The sequence below is a fragment of the Corynebacterium sp. AOP40-9SA-29 genome, from assembly GCF_052377405.1.
GTDB lineage: Bacteria > Actinomycetota > Actinomycetes > Mycobacteriales > Mycobacteriaceae > Corynebacterium.
Genome location: NZ_JBQSWR010000007.1, coordinates 56,374 through 79,701 on the forward strand (window position 1 = coordinate 56,374; position 23,328 = coordinate 79,701).

Sequence of the window (23,328 nt, forward strand, 5' to 3'; positions counted from 1 at the left end):
TAATCACAGCGCGTACTCCACGATCACGGGCGCGTGGTCGGACGCGCCCTTGCCGCTGCGTTCGTTCCGGTCCACCGAGGGGGAGGACGGTTCCACGCCACGGCTGTACTGCAGGTCGATGCGGATGCCCTGGTTCTTCTGGAAGCGCATCGCCTGGTAGTCCCAGTAGGAGTAGGTGCCCTTGAGGGGTGCGGTGGCCTCGGTCATGCCGCCGCGCTCCCGGATCGCCTCGAGCGCGGCGCGCTCACGCGGGGTCACGTGCGTCTTGCCCTCGAACCAGGAGCGGTCCCACAGGTCCTCGTCGGTGGGGATGATATTGAAGTCGCCGACCACGACCACCGGCACAGCAGGTGAACCGTCCTTCCCCGTCTCCAGGTAGGACGCCAGGGCGTCGAGGAAGTCCAGCTTGTAGGTGAAGTGGCGGTCGGAGATCTCCCGCCCGTTGGGGACGTAGAGGCTCCACACTTCCACGCCGCCGCATACCGCGCCGATGGCGCGTGGCTCGGTGACGGGCTCCTCGGCGGGATCCTTGCTGAAGCCGGGCTGTCCGAAGTCGGTGCGCACGTCCTGCAGACCGACCCGTGACAGGATCGCCACGCCGTTCCAGGCGTTCTCCCCGGCGTGGGCGTGTTCGTAGCCGAGGTCGGAGAAGTCGGGGAACTGCGCGTCGGTGCACTTGGTCTCCTGGAGGCACAGGACGTCCACGTCCGAGCGTTCCAGGAAGTCCCGGACGCGCTGTTCCCGGGTGCGCACGGAGTTGATGTTCCAGCTGGCGATCCTCATGCCCTACACCATATCTTTTCCGGTGCGGATCCGGCCCAGTGCGATGCTCTCCTTAGGTTCGGGCAGTGTCCCTTATGGCGGCCTGCGCGTGCGGGTCGTCCAGCGTGAGGCAGCGGTGCCGGTGGTGTTCGGCGAAGCCGAGGGAGCGGTAGAGCCCGAGCCCGGCATCGTTGGACGCGATGACCTGCAGGTAGCTGCGCGTGGCACCGTGCTCGCGTCCCCAGTGCAGCATGGCGGTGCCCATGAGGCGCCCCAGGCCGCGCCGGCGCCACCGCGGGTCGACCTCCACGGCGGAGTAGCCGAGGTGCTGTTCGCGTCCGCCGGCGGTGACGGTGCCGCGGGTGACGGCCACGAGTTGCCCGTCGACGGTGAGGCGGGCGAAGCCGAGTGTGCCGTCGATGCGCGAGGCCAGCAGCCGCAGCGCGTGCTCGGGCAGGGGTTCACCGCGGAAGTGGTAGAGGCTCAGCCATTCGTCGTCGGGCTCGTCGGCCACGGAGAACTCCACCTGCACACCGGCAACGTCAGGCAGCACAGGCAGCTCACCTTCCAGAGTCCGGGTCATCACGATGATCTCCGGGCCGGACGTGGCCCCGGGCAGTCCTGCCAACTGCTCGGCTGGACGCGCCACGCGGTCGGGCAGCAGGATGCGCGTCGGCAGGTCGTGGTCGCGGTAGAACTCGCGGATCTGCTCCAACGGCACCGGGGTGGTGCCGGTCTCCGGGCCCAGCGGCACCGCCGAGTTGGAGCGTTCGGTGATGCCGTCGCCGGCGCGCATCAGCCAGCCGCCGACGCTGGCGTTGGTGATGCCCGGGAACGCCGCGGCCGTCGCCGCCTCGACGGCGCGGATATCGGAGGTGCGCACCGGACGGTCCGCCAGCGTCTTGAGAACCACCACGTCGGACGCCGCGATCTCGTGCACCTCCCCGGCCGCCGTGCGCAGGCGCAGCGGGTCGACGGAGTCGACGACGCCGATGACATCGGTGACGAGCGGACGGCCCGTCGCCGGATTCATCTCGGGGCGTCCTGCGCTATTTGTGCTGTTCGCGTTCGAACGCATCAGGCGCCGCACGGTGGCGCGCACGCCCACGCGCACCCCGGCGGGGTCGGTGTGGCGCGAGACCGGGAACGGCAGGCCCGTGACGGACGGGGCGACCGCCCCGGCGTGGGCGCCGGACCAGGAAGTGTCAGGTTGCTCAGTCATCGTGGCCGAAGGGATCCGGGTCCACCCCGGGGGTCCAGGAGTTGCCGGGCACGGTCCAGCCCTCGCGCTTCACAGTCTTCTTCGCCGCACGCTTGTTCCGGCCGATGAGGGTGTCGATGTAGAGGAAGCCGTCGAGGTGGCCGACCTCGTGCTGCAGGCAGCGGGCGAAGAAGCCGTAGCCTTCCACGCTGACGGGCTCGCCGTGTTCGTCGAGCCCGGTGACGCGTGCCCAGTCGGCACGCCCGGTGGGGAAGTCGTGGCCGGGGACGGAGAGACACCCCTCCACGTCGTCCTCCTCGTCCGGCATGGTCTCCGGGATCGTGGAGGTCTCCAGCACCGGGTTGATCACGCAGCCGCGGCGCATGGGGCCGCCCTGGGCGTCGATCTCCTCGGCGGGTTTGCGCGAGCCGTCCGGCCCGTCGATATCGGGGCAGTCGTAGATGAAGAACCGCTGGGCCACGCCGACCTGGTTCGCGGCCAGGCCCACCCCGTGGGCGCGTTCCAGGGTTTCGTACATATCGGCAACCAGCTGCTGGAAGCGGTCACCGCCGATCTCCGCCTCGGCGACGGGTTCGGTGGGGCTGTGGAGGACGGGGTCGCCGCAGATGACGACGGGGAGAACTGACATGTGCTCCAGAATAACCGCCCTGCGCGGTGTCACACGCTCAGGTCACACTTTTCCACGGACTTCGGCACCAGCCACACGGCGATGCCCGACACGATCGCGATGGCGGCGAGGTAGAGCCCGATCGTCCAGGACTGTCCCGTGGAGTCCAGCAGCAGCTGGGCGATCATCGGAGCGAAGGCGCCACCGAGGATCGAGCCCAGGGCGTAGCTGATCGACGTGCCCGAGTAGCGCACTTCGGCAGGGAACATCTCGGCGTACAGCGCCGACTGCGGGGCATAGGACGGTGCCAGCCCGAAGGTGAGCACCACGATCACCAGCACCAGCCAGAGCAGCTCGCCCTTGTCGACGAAGAACCACATCGGCACCGCCCACACCGCGATCAGCGCGTAGCCGATGATGAATGTCTCGCGGCGTCCGATCTTGTCGGAGACCCGCCCGGACCAGATGGTGAGCACCAGCCAGGACACACCGCCGATGAGCGTGGCGATCAGCGTGTGGGACTTCGGCATGCCCAGCGAGTTGGAGCTGTAGGAGGAGAAGAAGGCGATGATCATGTAGCCGGCGGCGTTGTTACCAGCGAAGATCAGGGCGGCGAGCACCACGCGGCGCCAGTGGTTCTTGAACAGGCTGCCCAGCGGTGCGGAGGCCTCCTTGCGGCGCGCCTGCATCTCCAGGAACACCGGGGACTCGTCGACGGCACGGCGGATCAGGTAGCCCACGGCGATGAGCACCACCGAGGAGATGAAGGGGATGCGCCAGCCCCAACTCTGGAACGCCTCATCGGACATGTTACTGGTCAGCAGGAACATGAAGGACGACGCCAGGATCAGACCCAGCGGGACGCCGATCTGCGGGTAGGAGCCGAACATGCCGCGCTTCTCGCGCGGGGCGTGCTCCACGGCCATCAGGGCCGCGCCGCCCCACTCGCCACCGGCGGAAAGACCCTGCAGGATGCGCAGCAGGATCAGCAGCAGCGGTGCCGCCACGCCGATGGTTTCGTAGGTGGGCAGCAGACCGATCAGCGCGGTGGCCACACCCATGCCGAACAGGGTGACGACCAGGACCATCTTGCGTCCATACCGGTCGCCGAGGTGACCGGCGACAACAGCGCCGAGCGGGCGGAACAGGAAGCTAATGCCGATGGTCGCCCAGGAGATCACCTGCGCCAGCGGGGAGTCGCCCAGCGGTGCGAAGAACAGGGGAGCGAAGACGAAGGCCGCGGCCTGCGCGTAGATGAAGAAGTCGTACCACTCGATGGTGGTGCCGACGAGCGTGCCTGCAAGGACACGTCTCTGCTCCGGTGTTTGCTTCTGTGGGGCTTCTGTCGTGGCGGTGCTCATGTGTGTCTCTCCGGGTCTCTTCCGTGGGGGACGATTCACTGGCGGGTCGTTCGTCCTGGCAGCAGTACTGTACGCAACAGTGGCGCTATGTTGAGGTGAAACTACCATCCTGGCTCGTCTAAACTGATTCACCGTGGAGGAACAGAGTGCAGATACGGGGGTGGGGATCTCGCAGCGTGACCGCGAGATGCTCGACTTCGAGTCGCTGTGGTGGCGCGACGAGGGGGCGAAGGGCGAGGAGATCCGACGTCGTTTCGGCGTGACCCCGGTGCGCTACTACCAGCAACTCAATGCGTTGATCTCGCGGCCGGAGGCGCTGGACGTGGCTCCGGTGGTGGTCAGGACGCTGCTGCGGCGCAGGGGGGACTGACTGCGGGGTGTCGTGTGGACGTGACGGGTGTGACTGTCGTTAGTATTGGGGCGTGACTGATCAGAGCGGACCCCGACACGGAGACGATTCCGTCTACGACCCGAACCCGGACACGGCCTACGACGAGGACTACGCCATCGCCCCTGAGGCCGGCGCAGCAGGCGCAGGTGCTGGTGCTGGTGCTGGCGCGGCGGGTGCCGGTGCCGCTGGTGGCACCGGCGGCCCACCGCTGCGTGGCCTGGCCATGGTGCTCACCGCCGTCGCCGTGATCCTGATCGCCTGGGGCATCTACGCCGTCGTCGGCGGGGACGATGACGAGACCGACACCGCCGGCGCGACCCAGAGCGAGTCCGCCGGGCAGGACGGCGCGTCCGACGCAGATTCCGACGCAGCGTCCTCCCCGCAGGACGATGCGGACGCCGGTGCGTCCGACGATGCCGCAGCGTCCGGCACGGACGGCGCAGATGGCACGGACGGTGCGGACGCCGCAGCGTCCGGCGACGAAGGCGACGGAAACACCGACGGCGATGATGGTGCCGACGAGCCGGCCGCCGGCGAGGTCGACCGCGCCGGGACCGCCGTCACCGTGCTGAACAACAGTGGTGAGCCCGTCGCCCAGTCCACCGCCGACCGCCTGCGCGGCGAGCAGTGGACCAATATCGGCTACGGCAACCTGCGCGGACGCATCGACGGCATCAGCGAAGAGTCCCGCGTCTACTACCCCGAAGGCAACGCCCAGGCGCAGGCCGCCGCCGAGCAGGTCGCCGGCGATCTCGGGATCTCCGCCGCCGCCGGCAACCCCGACTACTACAACCGCTTCGGCGAGGCCGACGTGCGCAACGGGCCGAAGGCCGACGGTGTGGTCGTCGTGCTGACCGGCCCGCTGTGACCGTGATGCAGTAATATCCTTCCCATGGAATTTCCGTCCTCCGCCCCGACGGTCGGCATCGAGTGGGAGGTCGCCCTCGTCGACCCCAGGACCAGGGACCTTGTGCCCCGCGCCCCCGAACTCGTCGACGCGCTCGACGAACGCTTCCCGGGCCACCGGGTCACCCGCGAGTTCCTCGCCAACACCGTTGAGATGGTCACCGGCGTGCACAAGACCATCCCCGACGCCGTCGAGGACCTGCGCGAACAGCTCACGCAGATCCTCACCGTCGCCGATGACCTCGGCGTGGGCGTGTTCTCCGCCGGCACACACCCTTTCGCGCACTGGGGCGACCAGATCCTCAGCGAGAAGGACAGCTACCAGGAGATCATCCAGCGCACCCAGTACTGGGGACGCCAGATGCTGATCTGGGGCATCCACGTGCACGTCGGCGTGGGCGGTCGCGACCGGGTGTGGCCCATCATCAACGCCGTGATGACGCAGTACCCGCACGTGCTCGCGCTCTCGGCGTCCTCCCCGGCGTGGGAGGGGCTCGACACCGGCTACGCCTCCAATCGCACCCTGCTCTACCAGCAGCTCCCCACCGCCGGCATGCCCTACCAGTTCGCCGACTGGGACGAGTGGGAGGCCTTCAACGAGGACCAGGACCGCTCCGGGGTGATCAACCACACCGGCTCCATGCACTTCGACGTGCGCCCCTCCAAGTACGGGACGGTGGAGGTCCGCTTCGCCGACGCCACCATGGACATCCGCGAGGTCGGCGCCATCAGCGCCTTCATCCACTGCCTGGTCGTGTACTACGAACGCGAGTGGGAGGCAGGACGCGACCTGCCGAGTCTGCAGCACTGGCACGTCGCCGAGAACAAGTGGCGCGCGGCCCGTTATGGCCTTGAGGCCCTGATCATCACCGACCGTGACACCACGGAACGCTGGATCACCGAGGACATCGCCGACTGGCTCGACGTGCTCGCCCCCATCGCCGAGGAGTTCGGTTGTGCGGACACCCTGCAGGACGTCCGGGGGATCATGGAACGTGGTGGCGACTACGCCCTGCAGCGCGCCGCGGCCCGCGAGGCCGGTGCCGCGCTGGAGCCTGGTGTGCGCACCCGTGGTGACGTGGGCGCGGAGGAAGGGTTCACCCAGCCCGAGGCATGGATCGCCGCGGTGGACCTCACGGTGGACACGCTGAAGCGCTCGGTGAAATAGTCGCCCCTCCAGGTAGGGTTTCGGGCTGAAATGCTGCCTGGAAGGGTGATCGCGCTGCGTTGTGGGGAGGGGCGCGGGGAGAGGGGAGAGCCTCTACCCGTGCAGTCGCCCGGCGGCGGAGGTCAACGCGCTGGCGATGGAGAGGTCACGGTCGGCGCCGAAGCCCACGGCCCACACCTTCTTCGTCTCGTGCTGCGCGAAGACGAAGGTCGCGGTGGCCTCGAAGATGTCGTACTGGTGGAATTCCAGGATCTCCACGCGTCGACCGTGGTCGGCGAGGATCTGGGTCATGGCGGACGCCGCGCCCATCGAGGTGATGGAGACCTGTGTGCCGGCGTCCTCCCGCAGACCGGTCAGCGTGATGTCGAAGCAGCGCCGACCCGCAGGACGCCGCGTGGTGGTCATCGACTCGACCCGGTAGGTGGCAGGGGCGTAGGTGGCGACGAACTTGCGCCATTCCATGCCGCGGGCTTCCTGGCGCATTCCGGCGGGCAGGCGGTAGCCGAAGCGGGCCCGGAAGGGGTCCTCGGCGAAGACGCGGCTGCGGCGCTTCTCCAGGCGGGTGGGGTTGCCCTCCCGGTAGGTGACGGCGGTGGAGCGTCGCACACCAGGACGGGCGGTGTAGACGGGGGTGAGGCGTTCGTCGCGGGCGTCGTCCGTCCGTGCGAAGCGAATCATTGTGGTGGTGGGCATCCGGTTGTCCTGTGACTCGAACATCAGTGGGTCTTCCCTTTGTGCTGGTTACCGTCGGTGGGATGTGGACCGACGCAGCATCCTGCGAGTAGCGTGACTTCCCCGTGGTGGAGGGGTCAGTCCGCGCCTCCACCCGGGTGGGCTACTCGCTTGAGGGTGTTGATCATGGAGATGATGTTATCTGCATCACTGTCTGAGGGCAACCCCGCGGTGGACGGGGCCTGAACCCTAGGTGGACAATGCCCCCGAACGGGCGAGGAACAGCAGCTCGGCGGTGCCGATCGCGGCGATCTCGGTGGGGTCCACGGACTCGTCGGCGGAGTGGATGCGGCAGGACGGTTCCTCGATGCCGAACAGGGCGAGCTCGGCGTTGGGGTAGCGCTCCAGCAGGGCGTTGCTCAGCGGGATCGAGCCGCCGGAGCCGATCTCGGCGGTCTCCTCGGCGTCGTAGGCGTCCGCCAGGGCCTGCGCGAGCAGTTTCAGGGCGGGCCCGGAGGTGTCCGCGGAGAACGGGGACGCCAGCGACTGGCGTTCGATGCTGATCCGCGCGTGGTGGGGGACGTGCTCCTCCAGGTGCTTGACCAGTGCGTCCTGCCCGACCTTGGGGTCCATTCCCGGCGGGATGCGTAGGCTGACCACGGCACCGGCCTCGGCGACGACGGCGTTGACGGAGTCGGCGACCGAGAGGGAGTCCAGGCCGGTGACGGTGATCGAGGGGCGGGAGATGGTGAGGTCATTGGGGTTGAGGCCCTGCGCCGCACCGAGGACGTCGACACCGTCGAGGACGCCGGCGTCGGCGCGGAAGGTGGCCTCGTCGGGGCCGCGTCCTTCCCAGCGTGCGTCGGACGTGAGCCCGTCGACGGCGACGAGGCCGTCGTCGTCGTGCAGGGTGGCGAGCAGTCGGACGAGGGCGAGCAGGGCGTCCGGCGCGGCACCGCCGAACTGGCCGGAGTGCATGGGCTGCTCCAGGGTGCGCAGCCGGACGGTGACCGGCGCGGTACCGCGCAGGGCGGTGCAGACCGCGGGGACGCCGAGGGCGTCGTTGCCGGAGTCGGCGATGAGGAAGGTGTCGGCGGCGAAGAGCTCCGGCTCGGATGCCAGGAGGTCCTCCAGGCCGTAGCCGCCGCGCTCCTCGGAACCCTCGACGACGACGCGCACGCCGATGCTGCGCAGGGCGGTGGCGGTGGCATCGTCCAGATCGCCGGAGTCGAGCAGCGCGTTGATCGCGCGCAGCACCGCGAGGTGCATCACGACGTGGCCCTTGCAGTCCGCCGCGCCGCGTCCGTACCAACGCCCGTCGCGCTCGGTGAGCTCCCAGGGGGAGGACGTCCAGTTCTCGACGTCGCTGGCGGGCTGCACATCGTAGTGCGAGTAGAGCAGCACCGTGGGCCAGCCCTCGGCGGCCTCGCGCACGCCGATGGCCGACACCGAGCCGTCGGAGGTGGTGTGCGGCTCGACGGGCACGCCCTCGGCGCGGAAGGCGTCGGCGACCCAGCGGGCGGCGCCGGCGTTATCGTCCTCCAGGCCGGGGGTGGAGTGCACGGAGCGGAAGGCGACGAGGTCGGTCAGCGCCTGCTGCAGCCACGGCATCTGCGCGGTGACGGCGGCGCGGGCGATCTCGGCGGAGAAAGCGGTCGAAGTGTTCTCAGGCATGTCCACCAGCCTAGTCCGGTGGGTTTTGGACCCGCCCGAGTGCCTTCCGGGTGGCTTCCGGGTGGCTTGCGGGAGACCACGGTGATTTCTTGCGGAAAACTTGCGGGAAGACGGGGTCGTTCCTTGAGGTCGGTCGTTCACAATGAGTTCACAGCCACCCGGAGAGAGGAAAAACCGATGACCACCACCCAGCCCCACATGGACTCACCCGTCGTGATGCCCGTGCAGGAGAAGATCGCGCACGAGAAGATCGTGGAGACCACCGACAACGGGTTCGTGACCGTCACGTCCCAGGGGTCGGTGTCGAAGACGCGCCCGCACACCTCCATCGCCTGCGTGATTCCGGCATACAACGAGGAGGACTCCATCGCCGGAGTCCTGGACTCGCTGCTCGGCCAGTCCCGCCCGCCGGAGGTTGTTCACGTGGTCATCAACAACACCACCGACCGCACCTTCCCGATCGCCCGGAGTTACGCCGGTGAGCACCTGCAGGTGGGCGAGGGGCCCGGGCACACGGTGGAGACCTATTCCACCTATGTTTTCGTCCACGACATTGGTGAGAACGCGGATAAGAAGGTCGGGGCGCTGAACTACGGTTTCGCGAAGGTCTGCGACAGTTTCGACTACCTGCTCGGCGTCGACGGCGATACGATCCTGGAGTTCGACACCGTGGAGCGTCTCGAGCAGGAGGCGCGTTCGGAGTCGCGTATCGGCGGCATCTCGGCGATCTACACCGTCGACCACGCGTCGAGCCGGGGCATCATCTCTTCCTTCCTCACCACCGGTCAGCGGGCACAGTTCGCGGCGTTCACCATGGACAACCTGCTGCGCGGGCGCAATATGGCCGTTCTGGGCGGGCAGTGCTCGTTGTTCTCCATGCAGGCGCTGAAGGACGTGATGGAGGCCAACCGGCAGGCAACTCCGTGGGTGCGTGACAGTGAGGTCGAGGACTCCCTGCTCTCGCTGCAGCTGCGCAACATCGGGTCGGCGACGAAGATCAGCGCCACCGCGCGGGCCTCGGTCGGCGGCATGCACACGGTGCGAGCGCTCGACGGTCAGCAGGTGAAGTGGAACTTCGGGGCCATCGACCTGATGTGGCCGGGGCAGCGGTCGACGACCGCAGGCCAGCCGTTCCACCCGAATCTGCGGCTGCGGTGGTTTGAGAACATCTCGATGCTGGGCAATATCCTCATCCGCCTGGGGTTCCTGCTCCTGGTCGCCGCCTCGCTGAGCATCGACGCCTTCGTGTTCAGCCCGATCTGGCTGATCCCTCCGGCAGTTTCGGTGGTGCTGAACCTGAGGATCGCGATGTCGATCAAGGGGCACACCATGCGTGACATCCTGTTCGCCCTGCTGTTCTTCCCCTCGGAGATCTACCTGTGGATCCGCATGGGGCACTTCGTTCGGGCGTGGGCGAAGTTCTTCAGCAAGGCCCAGACCGACAACTGGGCGGCGCAGGCGAAGGCCGAGGGTGGCCGCGGTTCGGCCTTCCTGGTCCCCCTCATCGTGGCTGTGCTGATCGTCGGTGGCGCGATGTACGCGTGGTTCCAGCAGGCGGCGGTTGTGCAGTCGGCGATCCTGTCGCTGGGCTGGCCGGTGCTGTACATCACGACGATGGTCATGACCTTCTTCATGCTCCGCAAGGCAGTTCGCCGCCACCACGGTTTCACCGTCTAGTCGTGAATACGATAAAAGCAGGGCAGGACGCCCCGGCCACCTCGCGAGGCGGCCGGGGCGCTGGGGGCGTCCGGCGTGTTAGGCGCGGAGCGTGCAGGTCAGCTGGACGCAGAGGCGAGTTTGTAGCCGACGCCGCGGACCGTCTCGATGACGGCGGCTGTGGACGTGGCGGACGCCGCCGCTTCGCCGCGTCCGAGTTTCCGGCGGAGGTTTCCGATATGTACCTCCACCGCACGCTCGTCGGCCTCGCTGACGTAGGTGGCGGAACCCATCGAGTCCTCCGCCCGGAGATGCCGGACGAGGTCGGCTTTGGTGCGGACCCGGCGACCACTCGACAACAACGTGTGCAGGAGCTCGAATTCGGTCCGGGTGAGGACGATTTCCTCGGTGCCGACATTCACCGTCCGGGTGTCCGGGTCGAGCCGGAGGTCGTTGTGCGAAAGGACCTTCGAGCCGTCCGACAGGGTTGGACGCGCCGGTGCGGTGCCAAGCGGCTCGGTGATTTCGATGGATGCAGCGGATCCCGCGAGTTCAGCGTTTGCAGCGTTTTCAGCGCCTGCAGCGTTTTCAGTGGATTCGGCGGCTTCGGCGGACTCGGGGAATTCCTCGGGTTCGCCGTGCTCTGTGGCGGTGCGCGGGCGACGGAGCATGGCCGTTACGCGTGCCCGGAGTTCACGCGGACGGAAGGGCTTCGTGATGAAGTCGTCCGCCCCGGTGTTCAACGCCATCAGGGTGTCGACCTCGTCGGTGCGTGCCGAGATAATAATGACGTAGCAGTCGCTGAGCAGGCGGATCTGCCGGACGACTTCGAAGCCGTCGATTCCGGGAAGGCCCAGGTCGACGGTGGTGATGTTGGGCCGGTGGCTCTCCACGGCGTCGACACCCGTCGCCCCGTCGGAGGCGACGTGGACCTGGAAACCGGATTGTTGGAGAACCGAGGAAATCAGATCCCGGATATCGGGGTCGTCCTCGATGACCACCGCCGTCCCCGCTGCCTCCTGGCTGTCACGGCGATGAGCCATTCGGACCACTTCCCATGTTCAGATTCGTTGATTTGTCATTCAGGTTTCGCACGTCGAAGTATATCCTACGAACCGACCTGGTGCCGTGGTGAACGAGTGGGTGACTGCGGCGGCATTTTCCGTGCAGTACACAGGGCTGTTCACCGTGGCCAGGATGTGAGAGAAGCCCTATGATGAGCATCATGCCCTGGTTGATTCCCGCACTCGGTGCCTCTAAACCCCATATGCGGGAATTGGATGCCGGTGAGCGCGCGATCATCAATCAACGACCGTTTCTGATCACGGTCGGTTTTGTCGTCGTCCTGACCGCCGTCGTCCTGCCTGAGATCTACAAGGCCCCGTTATTCCTTGCCGGAATCGTGGTCGCCGTGCTCAGCAGGCTGCCCAGCTCACTGCCGTCATTACGGCACCGGGACACACTGCTGAACTGGCTGACCCCGCTGCTGCAGTTCCTCGCTATCGCCCTCCTTCGCGCCGGGGGAAGTGACAGCCTGACAGGGTTGAGCCTCATCGCCGTCTTCCCACTTATCTGGATCTCGTGGATTTTCTACGGATATCGGTGGATTCATCTTGTGAATCTGGTGGCGACGGTGGTGGTCGTCTGGAACCCGATCGTCCTTGCGGACGTGGAACTCACAGCGGCGTCGATCCTCGGACTCGTCCTCGTCCCGACGATCCTGAGCGTGGTCGGCGGCTTCACCGCGAGCTTCAGCGAGAGTATCCACGCCCAGCAACGGGAGTTGAAGGACAAGGACGCGGAACTGCGGGTCGTCGCGGCTGAGAATCAGCGTCGCGCCCAGTTGCTGGATACCGTCATTGAGGCGGTTCCGACCGGGGTGGTCGTCGTCGACGGCGACGGAAACGACGTACTGATGAACTCCCACCAGAGACAACTGCATCAGTTGGCCAGGCCCAGCGAGGTGCAGGTTCCCCGCGAGGATCAGCTGCTTGTCTTCGACGCGGACAAGACCACGGTGCTCACCGCCGAGGAACGTCCGGTCCGTCGGGCGATAGCAGGGGAGGAGGTGGTCAATCAGCTCATCTGGATCGGGGAAAACTACCCGCGTGCACTGTCGGTGTCGGCGAAGGCGATCCAGGACGAGGACGGAGCGTCCGCCGGCTCGGTGATCGTCTTCAATGACGTCACCGAGCTCATGGAGGCGCTCAAGGCGAAGGACGACTTCCTGCGTCGGGTCAGCCATGAGCTGCGCACGCCGTTGACCTCGATCCTCGGCTATGTGGACCTGGCGTTGGAGGAGGTGTCGGGGGAAGTGTCGGGAGAAGGCCCCGACCTCCGGCAGCTCGGGGCCAACCTTGAGGTGGTGGAGCGCAACGCCGAACGGCTCCTGCTGCGGGTCTCGGACCTGTTGGAGTCGGCGGCGCGTCCGTCCGTCCGGCCGCGCTCGGCGGACCTTGCCGAGGTCGTGGGTTCCGCCCTGGAGTCCGCGAAACCGTTCGCCGAGTCCGCCGGGGTCAGCCTCATCGACGAGACGACACCGGGCCTCCTCGGGGAGTTCGACCCGGCCCGTATGCACCAGGTCTTCGACAATCTTGTGGCGAACGCCGTCAAGTACTCGTCGTCCGGGGACACCGTCACGGCGACCTGCCGTACGGACGGTGGGCACCTGGAGGTCCGAGTCAGTGACACCGGGCGCGGGATGAGTGAGCAGGATAGGCTGCGGGTTTTTGACCAGTTTTACCGGAACTCGGAGGTCAAGGAGTCCGCGATTCCGGGCCTGGGGCTCGGACTCACCATCGCCAACGCCATCGTGCAGGAACACGGGGGCACCATTGCGGTAGAGAGCATCCTCAGTGAGGGCACGTCATTTACGGTGCGGATCCCGGCCGCTACCTTGCACTCGGCGGGGGAGACTGCTAGAAACGGGTGTTAGCACTTGCTCTAGTGGAGTGCCAGAACGAAGAACAACAGATTTCAAGTCTCACTCAGGTGTAGTGAGGGTGGACGTCGCGGCATGCGTCCTCCCGTGCCGTCGCGGGCGCTGGACCTGATCCGAACGTGTCGCTCCTATCTCTACAACGGAGGATCAAGAGCCACATGGCAAAGATGATTGCATTCGACGAGGAAGCTCGCCGCGGTCTGGAGAAGGGTCTGAACACCCTCGCCGACGCGGTGAAGGTCACCCTCGGCCCGAAGGGCCGCAACGTTGTGCTCGAGCGCAAGTGGGGTGCCCCGATGATCACCAACGACGGCGTCACCATCGCCCGGGAGATCGACCTCGAGGACCCCTACGAGAAGATCGGTGCCGAGCTCGTCAAGGAGGTCGCCAAGAAGACTGACGACGTCGCAGGCGACGGCACCACCACCGCCACCGTCCTGGCGCAGTCCCTGGTCAAGGAGGGCCTGCGCAACGTCGCGGCCGGCTCCAACCCCATGGGCATCAAGCGCGGCATCCAGGCCGGCGTCGAGAAGGTCACCGAGGCACTGCTTGCCGGCGCCAAGGAGATCGAGACCCGCGAGCAGATCGCAGCGACCGCTGGCATCTCCGCCGCGGACGAGAAGATCGGCGAGCTCATCGCCGAGGCGATGTACGCCGTCGGCGATGGCCAGCTCAACAAGGACGGCGTCATCACCGTCGAGGAGTCCAACGCCTTCGGCGTCACCCTCGAAACCACCGAGGGCATGCGCTTCGACAAGGGCTACCTCTCGGCTTACTTCGCCACCGACGTCGAGCGCGGCGAGGCCGTCCTGGAGGACCCCTACATCCTCCTGGTCTCCTCGAAGATCTCCAACGTCAAGGACCTGCTGCCGCTGCTGGAGAAGATCATGCAGTCCGGCAAGCCGCTGCTGATCATCGCCGAGGACCTCGAGGGTGAGGCCCTGTCCACCCTGGTGCTCAACAAGATCCGCGGCACCTTCAAGTCCGTCGCCGTCAAGGCCCCGGGCTTCGGCGACCGTCGTAAGGCGCAGCTGCAGGACATCGCCATCCTCACCGGTGGCCAGGTCATCGCCGAGGAGGTCGGCCTCTCCCTGGAGACCGCCGACCTGCCCCTGCTGGGTACCGCCCGCAAGGTCGTCGTCACCAAGGACGACACCACCATCGTCGACGGTGCAGGCTCCTCCGAGCAGCTCGCCGGCCGCGTGCGTCAGATCCGTCAGGAGATCGAGAGCGCCGACTCCGATTACGACAAGGAGAAGCTGCAGGAGCGTCTGGCCAAGCTGGCCGGCGGTGTTGCAGTTCTCCAGGTCGGTGCCGCCACCGAGGTGGAGCTCAAGGAGCGCAAGCACCGCATCGAGGACGCCGTGCGTAACGCCAAGGCTGCCGCCGATGAGGGCATCGTCGCCGGCGGTGGCGCCTCGCTGCTGCAGGCCGCCCACGTGCTGGACGGCAACCTCGGTCTCGAGGGTGACGAGGCCACGGGCGTGCAGATCGTCCAGGCCGCGCTGTCCGCACCGCTGAAGCAGATCGCCTTCAACGCCGGCCTCGAGCCCGGCGTGGTTGTCGACAAGGTCTCCGGTCTCGAGGCGGGCCACGGCCTGAACGCCGCGACCGGCGAGTACGTCGACCTGCTCTCCGCAGGCATCTCCGATCCGGTGAAGGTCACCCGTTCCGCACTGCAGAACGCTGCCTCCATCGCCAGCCTCTTCCTCACCACCGAGGCTGTTGTCGCCGATAAGCCGGAGCCCGAGGCTGCCGGCGCCGGTGCCGACGAGATGGCCGGCATGGGTGGCATGGGCGGATTCTGATCCACCCACCGCTCCCCGTGAGCTAATACCGGTGCACCCCGCTCCCGGACCGCGACTTTCTCGTGGCCCTGGGGCGGGGTTTCCGTGTGTCCGGGGCAATCCGCCACATCATCACCCCCGACCTCCTCTGACCGGGGGTGATCTGGTGGCGGCGTCGTGTGGGGACGTCGGTGACGCATTAAGATGGGGGACATGACCAACGACAGTGGCGATCAGGGCGCAGCGGCCGAGCATGACTTCCACATCGTCGACCTGGCGTCCACCGAGGGCTACATCGTGGACGACTCGGACGAGGATGATCCCGTCCTGATCACGCCGGACGGACACCGCGTGGACACGTGGCGGGAGAACTACCCCTACAGCGAGCGCATTGGCCGCGAGGAGTACGAGACGACCAAGCGTGCCCTCCAGATCGAGCTGTTGAAGTGGCAGAACTGGACCAAGGACACCGGTCAGAAGCACATTATCCTCTTTGAAGGACGCGACGCCGCCGGTAAGGGCGGCACGATCAAGCGTTTCAATGAGCACCTCAATCCCCGTGGTGCGCGCACCGTGGCGCTGGAGAAGCCCAGCCCGCGGGAGTCCACGTCCTGGTACTTCCAGCGCTACATCCAGAACTTCCCCTGCGCCGGTGAGACGGTCTTCTTCGACCGTTCCTGGTACAACCGCTCCGGTGTGGAGCGCGTGATGGGTTTCTGCACCGACGATCAGCACTCGGAGTTCCTGCGCGAGGTGCCGATGTTGGAGAACATGCTCATGGGTTCCGGGATCAGCATCACGAAGCTGTGGTTCTCGGTGACGCAGAAGGAGCAGCGCACCCGCTTCGCCATCCGTCAGGTCGATCCGGTGCGTCAGTGGAAGCTCTCGCCGATGGACCTGGCGTCCCTGGACAAGTGGGACGACTACACCCGGGCGAAGGAGGAGCAGTTCCGCTACACCGACACCAATGAGTCGCCCTGGATCACCATCAAGTCCAATGACAAGAAGCGTGCCCGGCTCAACGCCATGCGCTACGTGCTGAGCAAGTTCAACTACACCGGCAAGGACTACGACGTGGTCGGTGAGCCGGATCCGCGGATCGTCAAGCGTGGACGCGACCAGATCGGCGACTGACGCCCTGCGGCGGGTCGCCGCCGGTGGCGTCAGGCGGGCGCTGCGTCCTTCACGCCCTTGGCGTTCTTGCCGTCCTTCGCGCTCTTCGAACTCCCGGTAGCCCCCTCGGCTGCCGGGATCTTCGCGTCCGCGTCCACATCGCCGTCCCCATTGATGTCCACACCGTCGAGGTCCTCTCCATCTTCCTCGGCGGCGATGATCGACTTGGCGAGCTTCTTCAGGTGCTTGAGCTGCTTGGAGGTGGACTCGTCCAAGGCGTCGTCCTCCGCGGTCTGCACGATGGGGGACAGGACGAGCTGAGCCTTGCGGCCCTTCTTCGTCACCGAGATGATCTGCCGGCGACGATCGTTGGGATCCTTGTCCCGCTTGGCAAGTTTGCGCTTCTCCAGCGAATCCACCAGCCGTACCATGTCCGACCGGTCCACCCCGATGATCTCGCCCAGCTCCGCCTGGCTGGCGGCGTCGCCATCCACGAGGTAGGTCAGCACCCAGTACTCCCGGAGGTTGAACCCCTCGTCCTCCAGCGCGGTCTCCACGAACGTGCGGGTACGCCGACGCAGCCGTTCGAGCTGGAAGGACGGCGACTTCAAGAGCTCGCTGGGGAGGTTCGCGGTATCCGGCATGTCCCCACCCTAACGGGTGGCGAATGGGATGTACGAACTATGGGGGTCCCCCGCTATTGCGGTGGGGATGTTCCCGCCGGGTTGACCTGTGTGGTGTCGGCCCCGGGCGAGCCCTCTGCTAACCCTCTGCTAACCCTCGGTGCCGATGATCGGCAGTCCCGCGTCGCGCCAGCCGATGGTGCCGGAGCCGACGTTGATGGTGTCGATGCCGTTCATCTCCAGCCACTGCGCGGCCTTCGCCGAACGCCCGCCGGACAGGCAGATCAGGTAAATGTCGCGGTCCAGGTCGAACTCACCGTAGCGGGCCTGGAGCTCGGAGAGCGGCAGGTTCGTCGCGCCCTCGGCGTGCCACTGGTTGAACTCATCCGGCTCGCGGATGTCGATGAGCTGTGCCCCTGCCGGGACGTCGGTCGGTGTCACTGTTTCGAAATCACTCATGGTGCCCCAGTGTACGCAGCGCCCTGCGGCCTTCGCCGTACCCCGGTACGGTCAGTGGCATGGCGGATAAGGACGAGACAAGAGCGGCCGAAGAGTTCCGCGTGGAGATGCAACGCATTGCGGTGCCACCGCCGGAGCCCGCACCCGCCGGTCACCGGACACTGCCGGTGGAGATCGCGTCCTGGATGATCGAGGATGACGGGTATCCGCTGCCGTCGCTCGGTGACACTGAATCGTTTCTTCTGGTGTTCGCGGAGGTCGCAGACGGGGACCACGGTGGTGCCGATGTCGTGACGCTGGATGCCTGGGCGGAGGAGGTCCGCTCGCCGACCTGGCGCGTCGCGCGGGGAGGCACGTGGCAGTGGTCGACGATTCTGCGTGGCGACGGGTGGACGGCGCAGTGGGCGGCACCGCGGCCCGTGGTCGGCTATGTGAGGGTGACCGGCACTCTGCACCACGATCCTTACCGGATCGGTCTTCCCGACATATCTCCGACGCGGGGCCGGGTATGTCGTATCCAGCTGGCAGGTGACGACGTAGAGGTCGATGTCGGAGCTGTGCGACTGCCATTCCCGTCCGGGAGGGCCAAAAGCCGCTATGTCGACGTTCGGTCAGTACGGTTCACACTGGATCTCGACGAGGCAAAAGCGCCGGAGCCGTGGAAGGCGACACCTACCTGGTCCGAAGGATTCGCTGTCAGCCTAGGCGGCGCCGCGGATCAGTCCGAGAAGTCGGGGAGGTCGGGGAGGTCGGGGATGTCAGGGGCCCTCTGGCGTGTTGATGAGTCGCTTCCCCTGGTCTGGAAGACTGACCTGCACAGTGGAGAGTCGGAGACAGTGACTCTCCCGGTGAAGATCAGCGAATTCAAGCAGTATCCGCGGGTGATTCTGGGTCCACAGGGAAACGGGTGTGTGGTGGCGCTCAAAGGTCACCGCAGACTTCTGCTTGAGGGCGGCGACGACGGTAGCGGTATTTCTGTGAGCGAGGTGCCGGTTCCGCCGGTCCTGATGGATCACATGGACCAGGTTGTCGATGCGCCGGAGGCATGGGGCGGTTGGATTGTCGGCAGATATGAGGAGGCTGATGTGCAGGCGTCGCGTACGGCGGACCGGACGTGGCACGGCCCGGAGCAAAGGGGCGCCCTGCATCTCGGACACGTCAGCGATGAAGGGTATCTGAGCTGGCTGAACAAGGACGACTCCAACGGGCCGACCACGTGTGCCCGGATACTTGCCACGGACGAGGTAGTCATGACCTGGAAGAACAACGAGCTGCAATACCTCGACTCTGGTCTGCAGGCCGTCGGCGAGTCGCGACTGCCCGACGACGTCTCGTCCGAGTACATGGAGGTCGACACCGCGGGTCCCTGGGTGACCGTGAGGTCGGTCGTCATCGGAGGGTCTGGCAGGGGGTCGGGGTCAACGGGGCTGAGGATCTCCCTGGTCGACCCCGGGACCCTGGACGTCGTGTTCAGCGAACCCTGTGGTCCGCGCGCCCAGGTGCAGGCGGACGGTCGGGACACCGTGTGGCTCGCCGACGGCGATCTCCGGTGCGTCACCCGCGACGGGGACGGCGACTGGACGGCCCGCACGCTGTGGCGCGAGCAGGAGTCCACGGAATGACGAAACCCCCGCCGCCGTGAGGTCACGGCGGCGGGGGAGGGGGACGCCCGGGGTACCCGGGGCGTCCGGTGCGTCCTACTTGTGGCGCTCCACGGCCTCGGCGAGGATGCGCTCGGCCTCGGCCTTGTCGCCCCAGCCGGACCCGTTGACTTCCTTGCCGGGCTCCAGGTCCTTGTAGTGGACGAAGAAGTGCTCGATCTCGTCCTTGACGTCCTGTGCGACGTCGTCGATGTCCTGGAACTTCTCGAAGCGCACGTCGTCGACGACGCAGAGCAGCTTGTCGTCGCCGCCGGCCTCGTCGGTCATCTTGAACACGCCGACCGGGCGGGCCTCGACGATGACACCCGGGAACACGGACTCCGGCAGGATCACCAGGGCGTCCAACGGGTCGCCGTCCTCACCGAGGGTCTCGTCGATGAAGCCGTAGTCGGCCGGGTAGGCCATCGGGGTGAAAAGGTAACGATCCAGGTAGACCTTGCCGGTCTTGTGGTCGACCTCGTACTTGTTGCGGGAACCCTTGGGGATTTCGATGGTGACTTCGATGCTCATGGGAGGTGAGTTTACCCTGCCCGCTCCGCGCTCGACGCGATTGCCGCCAGGGTCTGTTCGATCCCCTTCTGCAACTCCCCCTCGAAGGTGTCGTTGCCGCCGAGCGCGGTGGCGACGAGAACCCGCGAGAGCAGGGACGTGTCGCCGTCCACGATGCGTGACTCGGTCAGTTCGGTGGTGCCGTCGCCGTTGTCGGTGAGTTCGAAACGCCAGTGTGAACCATTGATCGGGATCCGCCACTCCAGGGTTTCGTTGGGGCTCCACCGGGTGATCTTCGACCACGTCGGCCAGAACAGCACGCCCCGGCGGTTCAGGTTCAGCGTGGTGGTGCCGACCCCGGGCGTGCCGCCGAGCACGAACATCTTGCGGCACTGGGGGCTGCGCTCGCCGATGGCGTCGAGGTCGGTGACCGCGGCCCAGACGGCGTCGGGGGAGGCCTGGACGGTGCGGGAAGCGGTGATCAGTTCGGTGGTCATGGGGCAGACACTACGGTCCGGCGCACCTCCGCCGCAGTGTTTCGGCGAGGAAACTGCCACTCTGGCGCCACTCTGGCGCTGCCGGCCGCGTGCCAGCCTGGGACACCCCGGTGTCGTCCGATACTCTGGTGGGGATTCAGTACCGCCCCGATCCGCCCCGTCCCGACCCGTCCCCGCAGGAAGGCCCCGATGCCCCGATGAGCAAGTCCTCCTCGCGCCGTTGGCTCTACGGCATCCTCGCCTTCGTCATCGTCGTGGCCGTCGTGGTGGCCGCCGCCCTGGTCATCCACCAGCGCAACGCCTACACCGTGGCGGACGCCCCCGAGCTTCCGGAGCCCACGCCGGTCCTCGCCGCGGCACAGACCGAGGGCGCGGCACCGGATGTCAGCGACGAACTCGCCACCCCGGCGTCCGACCCGGCGTTGGGGACCCTGTCCGGCCACGTCACGGACATCGCCACCGGCGAGGAACTCTGGTCCCAGAACCCGGACAATATGCTCGTCCCGGCGTCCGCCACGAAGCTGGCTACCGCCACCGCCGCGCTGCTGACCCTTGGCGATGATGACCGTGTCGAGACCCGCGTCTACCGCGGTACGAAGCCCGGTCAGATCGTGCTCAAGGGCGACGGCGACATCACCCTGGAGCGCTCCGAGGGTTCCGGTTTCTTCACCGACCCCGCCAATGTCGACGACCTCGCCGCGCAGGTCAGCGAGTCGCTCGGGGAGGAGCAGGTCACCGAGGTGATCGTGGACAATTCCGTGCGCGCCGGGTCGCTGTTTAATGAAACCTGGTCGCGCGACGATATCGGCATGGGCAATGTCGCCCCGCTGTCGGCGGTGATGATCGACGCCGGACGCTTGGACGCCGGCGACTCCTACTCGCCGCGCTCGACGACCCCGGGGGCGGACGTCGGCAACGCGCTGGCCTCCGCGCTGGGGGCCGACGGTGCCACAGTCAGCACGTCCGACAGCGAAGTCGCCATCGGTGAAGACGCAGAGGCAGCAGATGCAGCACTGGGCACGGTCACCTCCGCCCCGCTGACCACGCGGGTGCGCGACATGCTGCTGCACAGCGACAACCTGCTGGCCGAGGCCGTGGCCCGGGAGGTCGCGGTCGCCGGTGGCGAGGAGCCGACGTTCGAGGGTGCGGCCACGGCCACGCTCGCCGCGCTGACCGAGGAGGGTCTCGACGTGGACGATGCGGTGCTGCGCGATAACTCGGGGATGAGCGAGGCGAACCGTCTTAACGCGCGCATCCTCGACGGCCTGATCACCGCCGCGGGTACGGACGATGATCTGCGCGTCCTGCTGGACGCCCTGCCGGTCGCCGCGGGCGACGGGACCCTGGTCGACCGCTACGGTACCGATTCCGGTGCCTCACAGGCCGCCGGTTGGTTGCGGGCGAAGACCGGCACGCTGGACGGGGTGAACACCTTGGCGGGCACGGTGACCACGGAGTCCGGTCGGGCGCTGAGCTTCGCTTTCCTGTCCAATGGTTCGGACATGGACGCAGGACGCGCCGCGTTGGACCGGCTGGCGGCGTCGCTGCGCGCGGCGGCGTGACGGGATGATGGCGCTGCTGCCCCGGCCCGTCCAGAAGTGTTACCACTTTTCCGCGCTGCGATTTTCGGCGACCAGGGGTTTTGCCGCTAGCCCTCCCGGAAAAGTGGTAACACTTCTGAGCGCCGGGCGGCAGCCGTGATCGACACACCCCACACCCTCGCCGTGCGGCGCAGTCTGCGTCGATTCCTCGACGCGTACGCAGGACGCACCGGCGGCCATATCGTCTGCGGCGTCTCCGGCGGTGGCGACTCGGTGGCGCTGGCCGCCGCGTGCGTCCACGCCGGCCTGCAGGTCACCACCGTCACCGTCGACCACGGCCTGCAGGACGCTTCGGCGCAGGTCGCTGAGGACGCCGCGCGTACCTGCACCGCCCTGGGAGCGTCGGCCACCACGGTGCGGGTGCAGGTCACCGGTGCCGGGGAGGCCGGCGCGCGGGCGGCGCGCTACCGGGCGTTGGGCGACTACGCGGACGGACGTCCCGTGTTCGTCGCGCACACCGCCGATGACGATGCCGAGGGGCTGCTGTTGTCGCTGGCCCGCGGGTCGGGCACCGGCAGTCTGGCCGGGCTGCGCGAGCTCGCCGAGGATCATCCGGTGGTGGACGCCGGGGCGGCGTGGCTGGGCCGCCCGGTGCTCGGGGTCTCGCGTGCGGACACCCTCGGCAGCTGCGCCGAACTGGGCCTGCCGGTGTGGCACGACCCGCACAACGAGAGTCCGGAGATCCTGCGTTCGCGGGTGCGCAATGAGTTGCTGCCCTTGGCGCGTGAGATCCTCGGCGAGCGGGTGGGGGAGTCGCTGGCCCGCTCGGCGCGGATGTTGCGACAGGACGCTGACCTGTTGGATGCACTTGCTGGAGAGGTGCTGGCCGGCGAGGACGCGACGGAAACGGATCTGCCGGTGGACGCGCTCGCCGGACGCGCGGCACCGCTGCGTCGTCGCGTCCTGCGCCAGTGGCTCGGCGGTGCAGATGGTGCTGCAGGCCCCTTGACGTCGCGGCACCTGGACGCGTTGGACGCATTGGTCGCCGACTGGCACGGGCAGGGCGGCGTGGCGGTACCGTACCGGACCTCTACAATGGGGGATACCCGTCGTCTGGTGGTGCGTCGCCGCCGGATGGACACCGGCAGCAAGTTAGTACTAGAGCTAGAGGACAGGACCCCGTGATGATCGCCAAGAACGACGACGTGCCGGACAATTGCTACCAGGACGATGTCGAGGCTGTCCTCGTCGACGAGGTCACGCTGCATGCGCGGATCGCGGAGATGGCGAAGGCCGCCAGCGACCGCTATCGCGGTGAGGACGAGGACACGATCCTGTTGTGCGTGCTCAAGGGGGCGACGTACTTCATCGCCGACTTCGCCCGCGCGATGGACGTGCCCACCCAGATGGAGTTCATGGCGTTGTCGACCTACGGGCAGTCGGCGGAGTCCTCGGGCACGGTGGAGATCCGTATGGACCTCACCCGTGACATCGAGGGGCGCAATGTGATCATCCTCGAGGACATCATCGAGTCCGGCATCACCCTGCACTGGCTGGTCGACCACCTCAAGGGGCGTGGGCCGAAGAGCCTGGAAGTGGTGACCCTGCTGCGTAAGCCGGAGGCGGTGGAGCGCCACGTGGAGACCACCGACATTGGCTTCGACATCCCCAGCGACTTCGTGGTCGGCTATGGGTTGGACTACGCCGAGCGCTACCGTGACCTGCCGTGGGTCGGTACGTTGCGGCCCAGCGTGTACAGCTAGGTGCACAGCTAGGAGTACAGCTAGAACGGCCCGCC

Annotated in this window: 21 protein-coding genes and 1 pseudogene; 11 read left to right on the plus strand and 11 right to left on the minus strand. The window is 67.1% G+C overall.

The window, feature by feature from the left end; genetic code table 11:
* Window positions 1-3: 3 nt before the first annotated feature.
* The 4 genes from ACT3SZ_RS12640 to ACT3SZ_RS12655 are packed head-to-tail and all read right to left on the minus strand — an operon-like array spanning window position 4 to window position 3,952.
* The gene (locus tag ACT3SZ_RS12640; protein WP_444619130.1) at window positions 4-783 is read right to left on the minus strand and encodes an exodeoxyribonuclease III; all 780 of its coding nucleotides are present in this window, start codon (window positions 781-783) and stop codon (window positions 4-6) included.
* Between the two features lie 52 nt (window positions 784-835).
* Window positions 836-1,984, minus strand: coding sequence for an N-acetylglutamate synthase, CG3035 family (locus tag ACT3SZ_RS12645; RefSeq protein WP_444619132.1), 1,149 nt, complete (start codon window positions 1,982-1,984; stop codon window positions 836-838).
* On the minus strand, window positions 1,977-2,612 hold the full coding sequence (locus ACT3SZ_RS12650; protein ID WP_444619134.1) for a peptide deformylase: 636 nt from the start codon (window positions 2,610-2,612) through the stop codon (window positions 1,977-1,979). Before ACT3SZ_RS12650 ends, ACT3SZ_RS12645 begins: the two co-directional genes overlap by 8 nt.
* 29 nt (window positions 2,613-2,641) lie before the next feature.
* Window positions 2,642-3,952: an MFS transporter gene (locus ACT3SZ_RS12655; RefSeq protein ID WP_444619136.1), complete on the minus strand. Its 1,311-nt coding sequence runs from the start codon at window positions 3,950-3,952 to the stop codon at window positions 2,642-2,644.
* A gap of 133 nt (window positions 3,953-4,085) precedes the next feature.
* Between ACT3SZ_RS12655 and ACT3SZ_RS12660 the strand changes: the two genes are divergently transcribed.
* Genes ACT3SZ_RS12660 through ACT3SZ_RS12670 form a run of 3 tightly spaced genes read left to right on the plus strand, consistent with a single transcriptional unit; the run spans window position 4,086 to window position 6,417 of the window.
* Window positions 4,086-4,322 (plus strand): DUF3263 domain-containing protein, encoded by a 237-nt coding sequence (locus ACT3SZ_RS12660; protein ID WP_444619138.1) that lies wholly within the window; start codon window positions 4,086-4,088, stop codon window positions 4,320-4,322.
* A gap of 52 nt (window positions 4,323-4,374) precedes the next feature.
* Window positions 4,375-5,211, plus strand: coding sequence for a LytR C-terminal domain-containing protein (locus ACT3SZ_RS12665; RefSeq protein ID WP_444619139.1), 837 nt, complete (start codon window positions 4,375-4,377; stop codon window positions 5,209-5,211).
* Between the two features lie 24 nt (window positions 5,212-5,235).
* Complete coding sequence (locus ACT3SZ_RS12670; protein ID WP_444619141.1) at window positions 5,236-6,417, plus strand: glutamate--cysteine ligase; 1,182 nt, start codon at window positions 5,236-5,238, stop codon at window positions 6,415-6,417.
* A 93-nt stretch (window positions 6,418-6,510) separates the two neighbouring features.
* On the opposite strand, the gene ACT3SZ_RS12675 is transcribed toward ACT3SZ_RS12670, so the two are convergent.
* Together ACT3SZ_RS12675 and ACT3SZ_RS12680 are read right to left on the minus strand one after the other, a co-directional pair.
* Window positions 6,511-7,110: a hypothetical protein gene (locus ACT3SZ_RS12675; RefSeq protein WP_444619143.1), complete on the minus strand. Its 600-nt coding sequence runs from the start codon at window positions 7,108-7,110 to the stop codon at window positions 6,511-6,513.
* 228 nt (window positions 7,111-7,338) lie between these two features.
* Complete coding sequence (locus tag ACT3SZ_RS12680) at window positions 7,339-8,763, minus strand: M20/M25/M40 family metallo-hydrolase (RefSeq protein WP_444619145.1); 1,425 nt, start codon at window positions 8,761-8,763, stop codon at window positions 7,339-7,341.
* A gap of 177 nt (window positions 8,764-8,940) precedes the next feature.
* Here ACT3SZ_RS12680 and ACT3SZ_RS12685 point away from each other — a divergent pair, with 177 nt between their 5' ends.
* Window positions 8,941-10,440: a glycosyltransferase family 2 protein gene (locus tag ACT3SZ_RS12685; RefSeq protein WP_444619147.1), complete on the plus strand. Its 1,500-nt coding sequence runs from the start codon at window positions 8,941-8,943 to the stop codon at window positions 10,438-10,440.
* 98 nt (window positions 10,441-10,538) lie between these two features.
* Here ACT3SZ_RS12685 and ACT3SZ_RS12690 read toward each other — a convergent pair whose 3' ends face one another.
* Window positions 10,539-11,462: a response regulator transcription factor gene (locus ACT3SZ_RS12690; protein ID WP_444619149.1), complete on the minus strand. Its 924-nt coding sequence runs from the start codon at window positions 11,460-11,462 to the stop codon at window positions 10,539-10,541.
* Window positions 11,463-11,644: 182 nt separating this feature from the next.
* Here ACT3SZ_RS12690 and ACT3SZ_RS12695 point away from each other — a divergent pair, with 182 nt between their 5' ends.
* The 3 genes from ACT3SZ_RS12695 to ppk2 all read left to right on the plus strand — a co-directional run bounded on the left by ACT3SZ_RS12695 (window position 11,645) and on the right by ppk2 (window position 16,281).
* Window positions 11,645-13,354, plus strand: a complete 1,710-nt coding sequence (locus ACT3SZ_RS12695; RefSeq protein ID WP_444619151.1) for an ATP-binding protein — start codon at window positions 11,645-11,647, stop codon at window positions 13,352-13,354.
* 164 nt (window positions 13,355-13,518) lie between these two features.
* Entirely contained in the window at window positions 13,519-15,168 is a 1,650-nt protein-coding gene (gene groL, locus ACT3SZ_RS12700; protein WP_444619153.1) for a chaperonin GroEL, read from the plus strand.
* 192 nt (window positions 15,169-15,360) lie between these two features.
* Complete coding sequence (gene ppk2, locus ACT3SZ_RS12705) at window positions 15,361-16,281, plus strand: polyphosphate kinase 2 (RefSeq protein WP_444619155.1); 921 nt, start codon at window positions 15,361-15,363, stop codon at window positions 16,279-16,281.
* A gap of 179 nt (window positions 16,282-16,460) precedes the next feature.
* On the opposite strand, the pseudogene ACT3SZ_RS12710 reads toward ppk2, so the two are convergent.
* Window positions 16,461-16,904, minus strand: a pseudogene (locus ACT3SZ_RS12710) (MarR family winged helix-turn-helix transcriptional regulator); the annotation flags it as partial.
* A 129-nt stretch (window positions 16,905-17,033) separates the two neighbouring features.
* On the minus strand, window positions 17,034-17,342 hold the full coding sequence (locus tag ACT3SZ_RS12715) for a rhodanese-like domain-containing protein (protein ID WP_441579125.1): 309 nt from the start codon (window positions 17,340-17,342) through the stop codon (window positions 17,034-17,036).
* 59 nt (window positions 17,343-17,401) lie between these two features.
* Between ACT3SZ_RS12715 and ACT3SZ_RS12720 the strand changes: the two genes are divergently transcribed.
* Window positions 17,402-18,964, plus strand: coding sequence for a hypothetical protein (locus tag ACT3SZ_RS12720; protein WP_444619157.1), 1,563 nt, complete (start codon window positions 17,402-17,404; stop codon window positions 18,962-18,964).
* A 75-nt stretch (window positions 18,965-19,039) separates the two neighbouring features.
* On the opposite strand, the gene ACT3SZ_RS12725 is transcribed toward ACT3SZ_RS12720, so the two are convergent.
* Both ACT3SZ_RS12725 and ACT3SZ_RS12730 read right to left on the minus strand, forming a co-directional pair.
* Entirely contained in the window at window positions 19,040-19,513 is a 474-nt protein-coding gene (locus tag ACT3SZ_RS12725; protein ID WP_301444161.1) for an inorganic diphosphatase, read from the minus strand.
* Between the two features lie 11 nt (window positions 19,514-19,524).
* Window positions 19,525-19,989, minus strand: a complete 465-nt coding sequence (locus ACT3SZ_RS12730) for an SRPBCC family protein (protein WP_444619158.1) — start codon at window positions 19,987-19,989, stop codon at window positions 19,525-19,527.
* A 110-nt stretch (window positions 19,990-20,099) separates the two neighbouring features.
* On the opposite strand from ACT3SZ_RS12730, the gene dacB reads away from it, so the two are divergent.
* From dacB to hpt, 3 genes are all read left to right on the plus strand, one after another.
* On the plus strand, window positions 20,100-21,551 hold the full coding sequence (gene dacB / locus ACT3SZ_RS12735) for a D-alanyl-D-alanine carboxypeptidase/D-alanyl-D-alanine endopeptidase (protein WP_444619160.1): 1,452 nt from the start codon (window positions 20,100-20,102) through the stop codon (window positions 21,549-21,551).
* 135 nt (window positions 21,552-21,686) lie between these two features.
* Window positions 21,687-22,715, plus strand: a complete 1,029-nt coding sequence (tilS, locus tag ACT3SZ_RS12740; protein ID WP_444619162.1) for a tRNA lysidine(34) synthetase TilS — start codon at window positions 21,687-21,689, stop codon at window positions 22,713-22,715.
* Window positions 22,715-23,293, plus strand: coding sequence for a hypoxanthine phosphoribosyltransferase (hpt, locus tag ACT3SZ_RS12745; RefSeq protein WP_444619164.1), 579 nt, complete (start codon window positions 22,715-22,717; stop codon window positions 23,291-23,293). Before tilS ends, hpt begins: the two co-directional genes overlap by 1 nt.
* The last annotated feature ends 35 nt before the right edge of the window (window positions 23,294-23,328 follow it).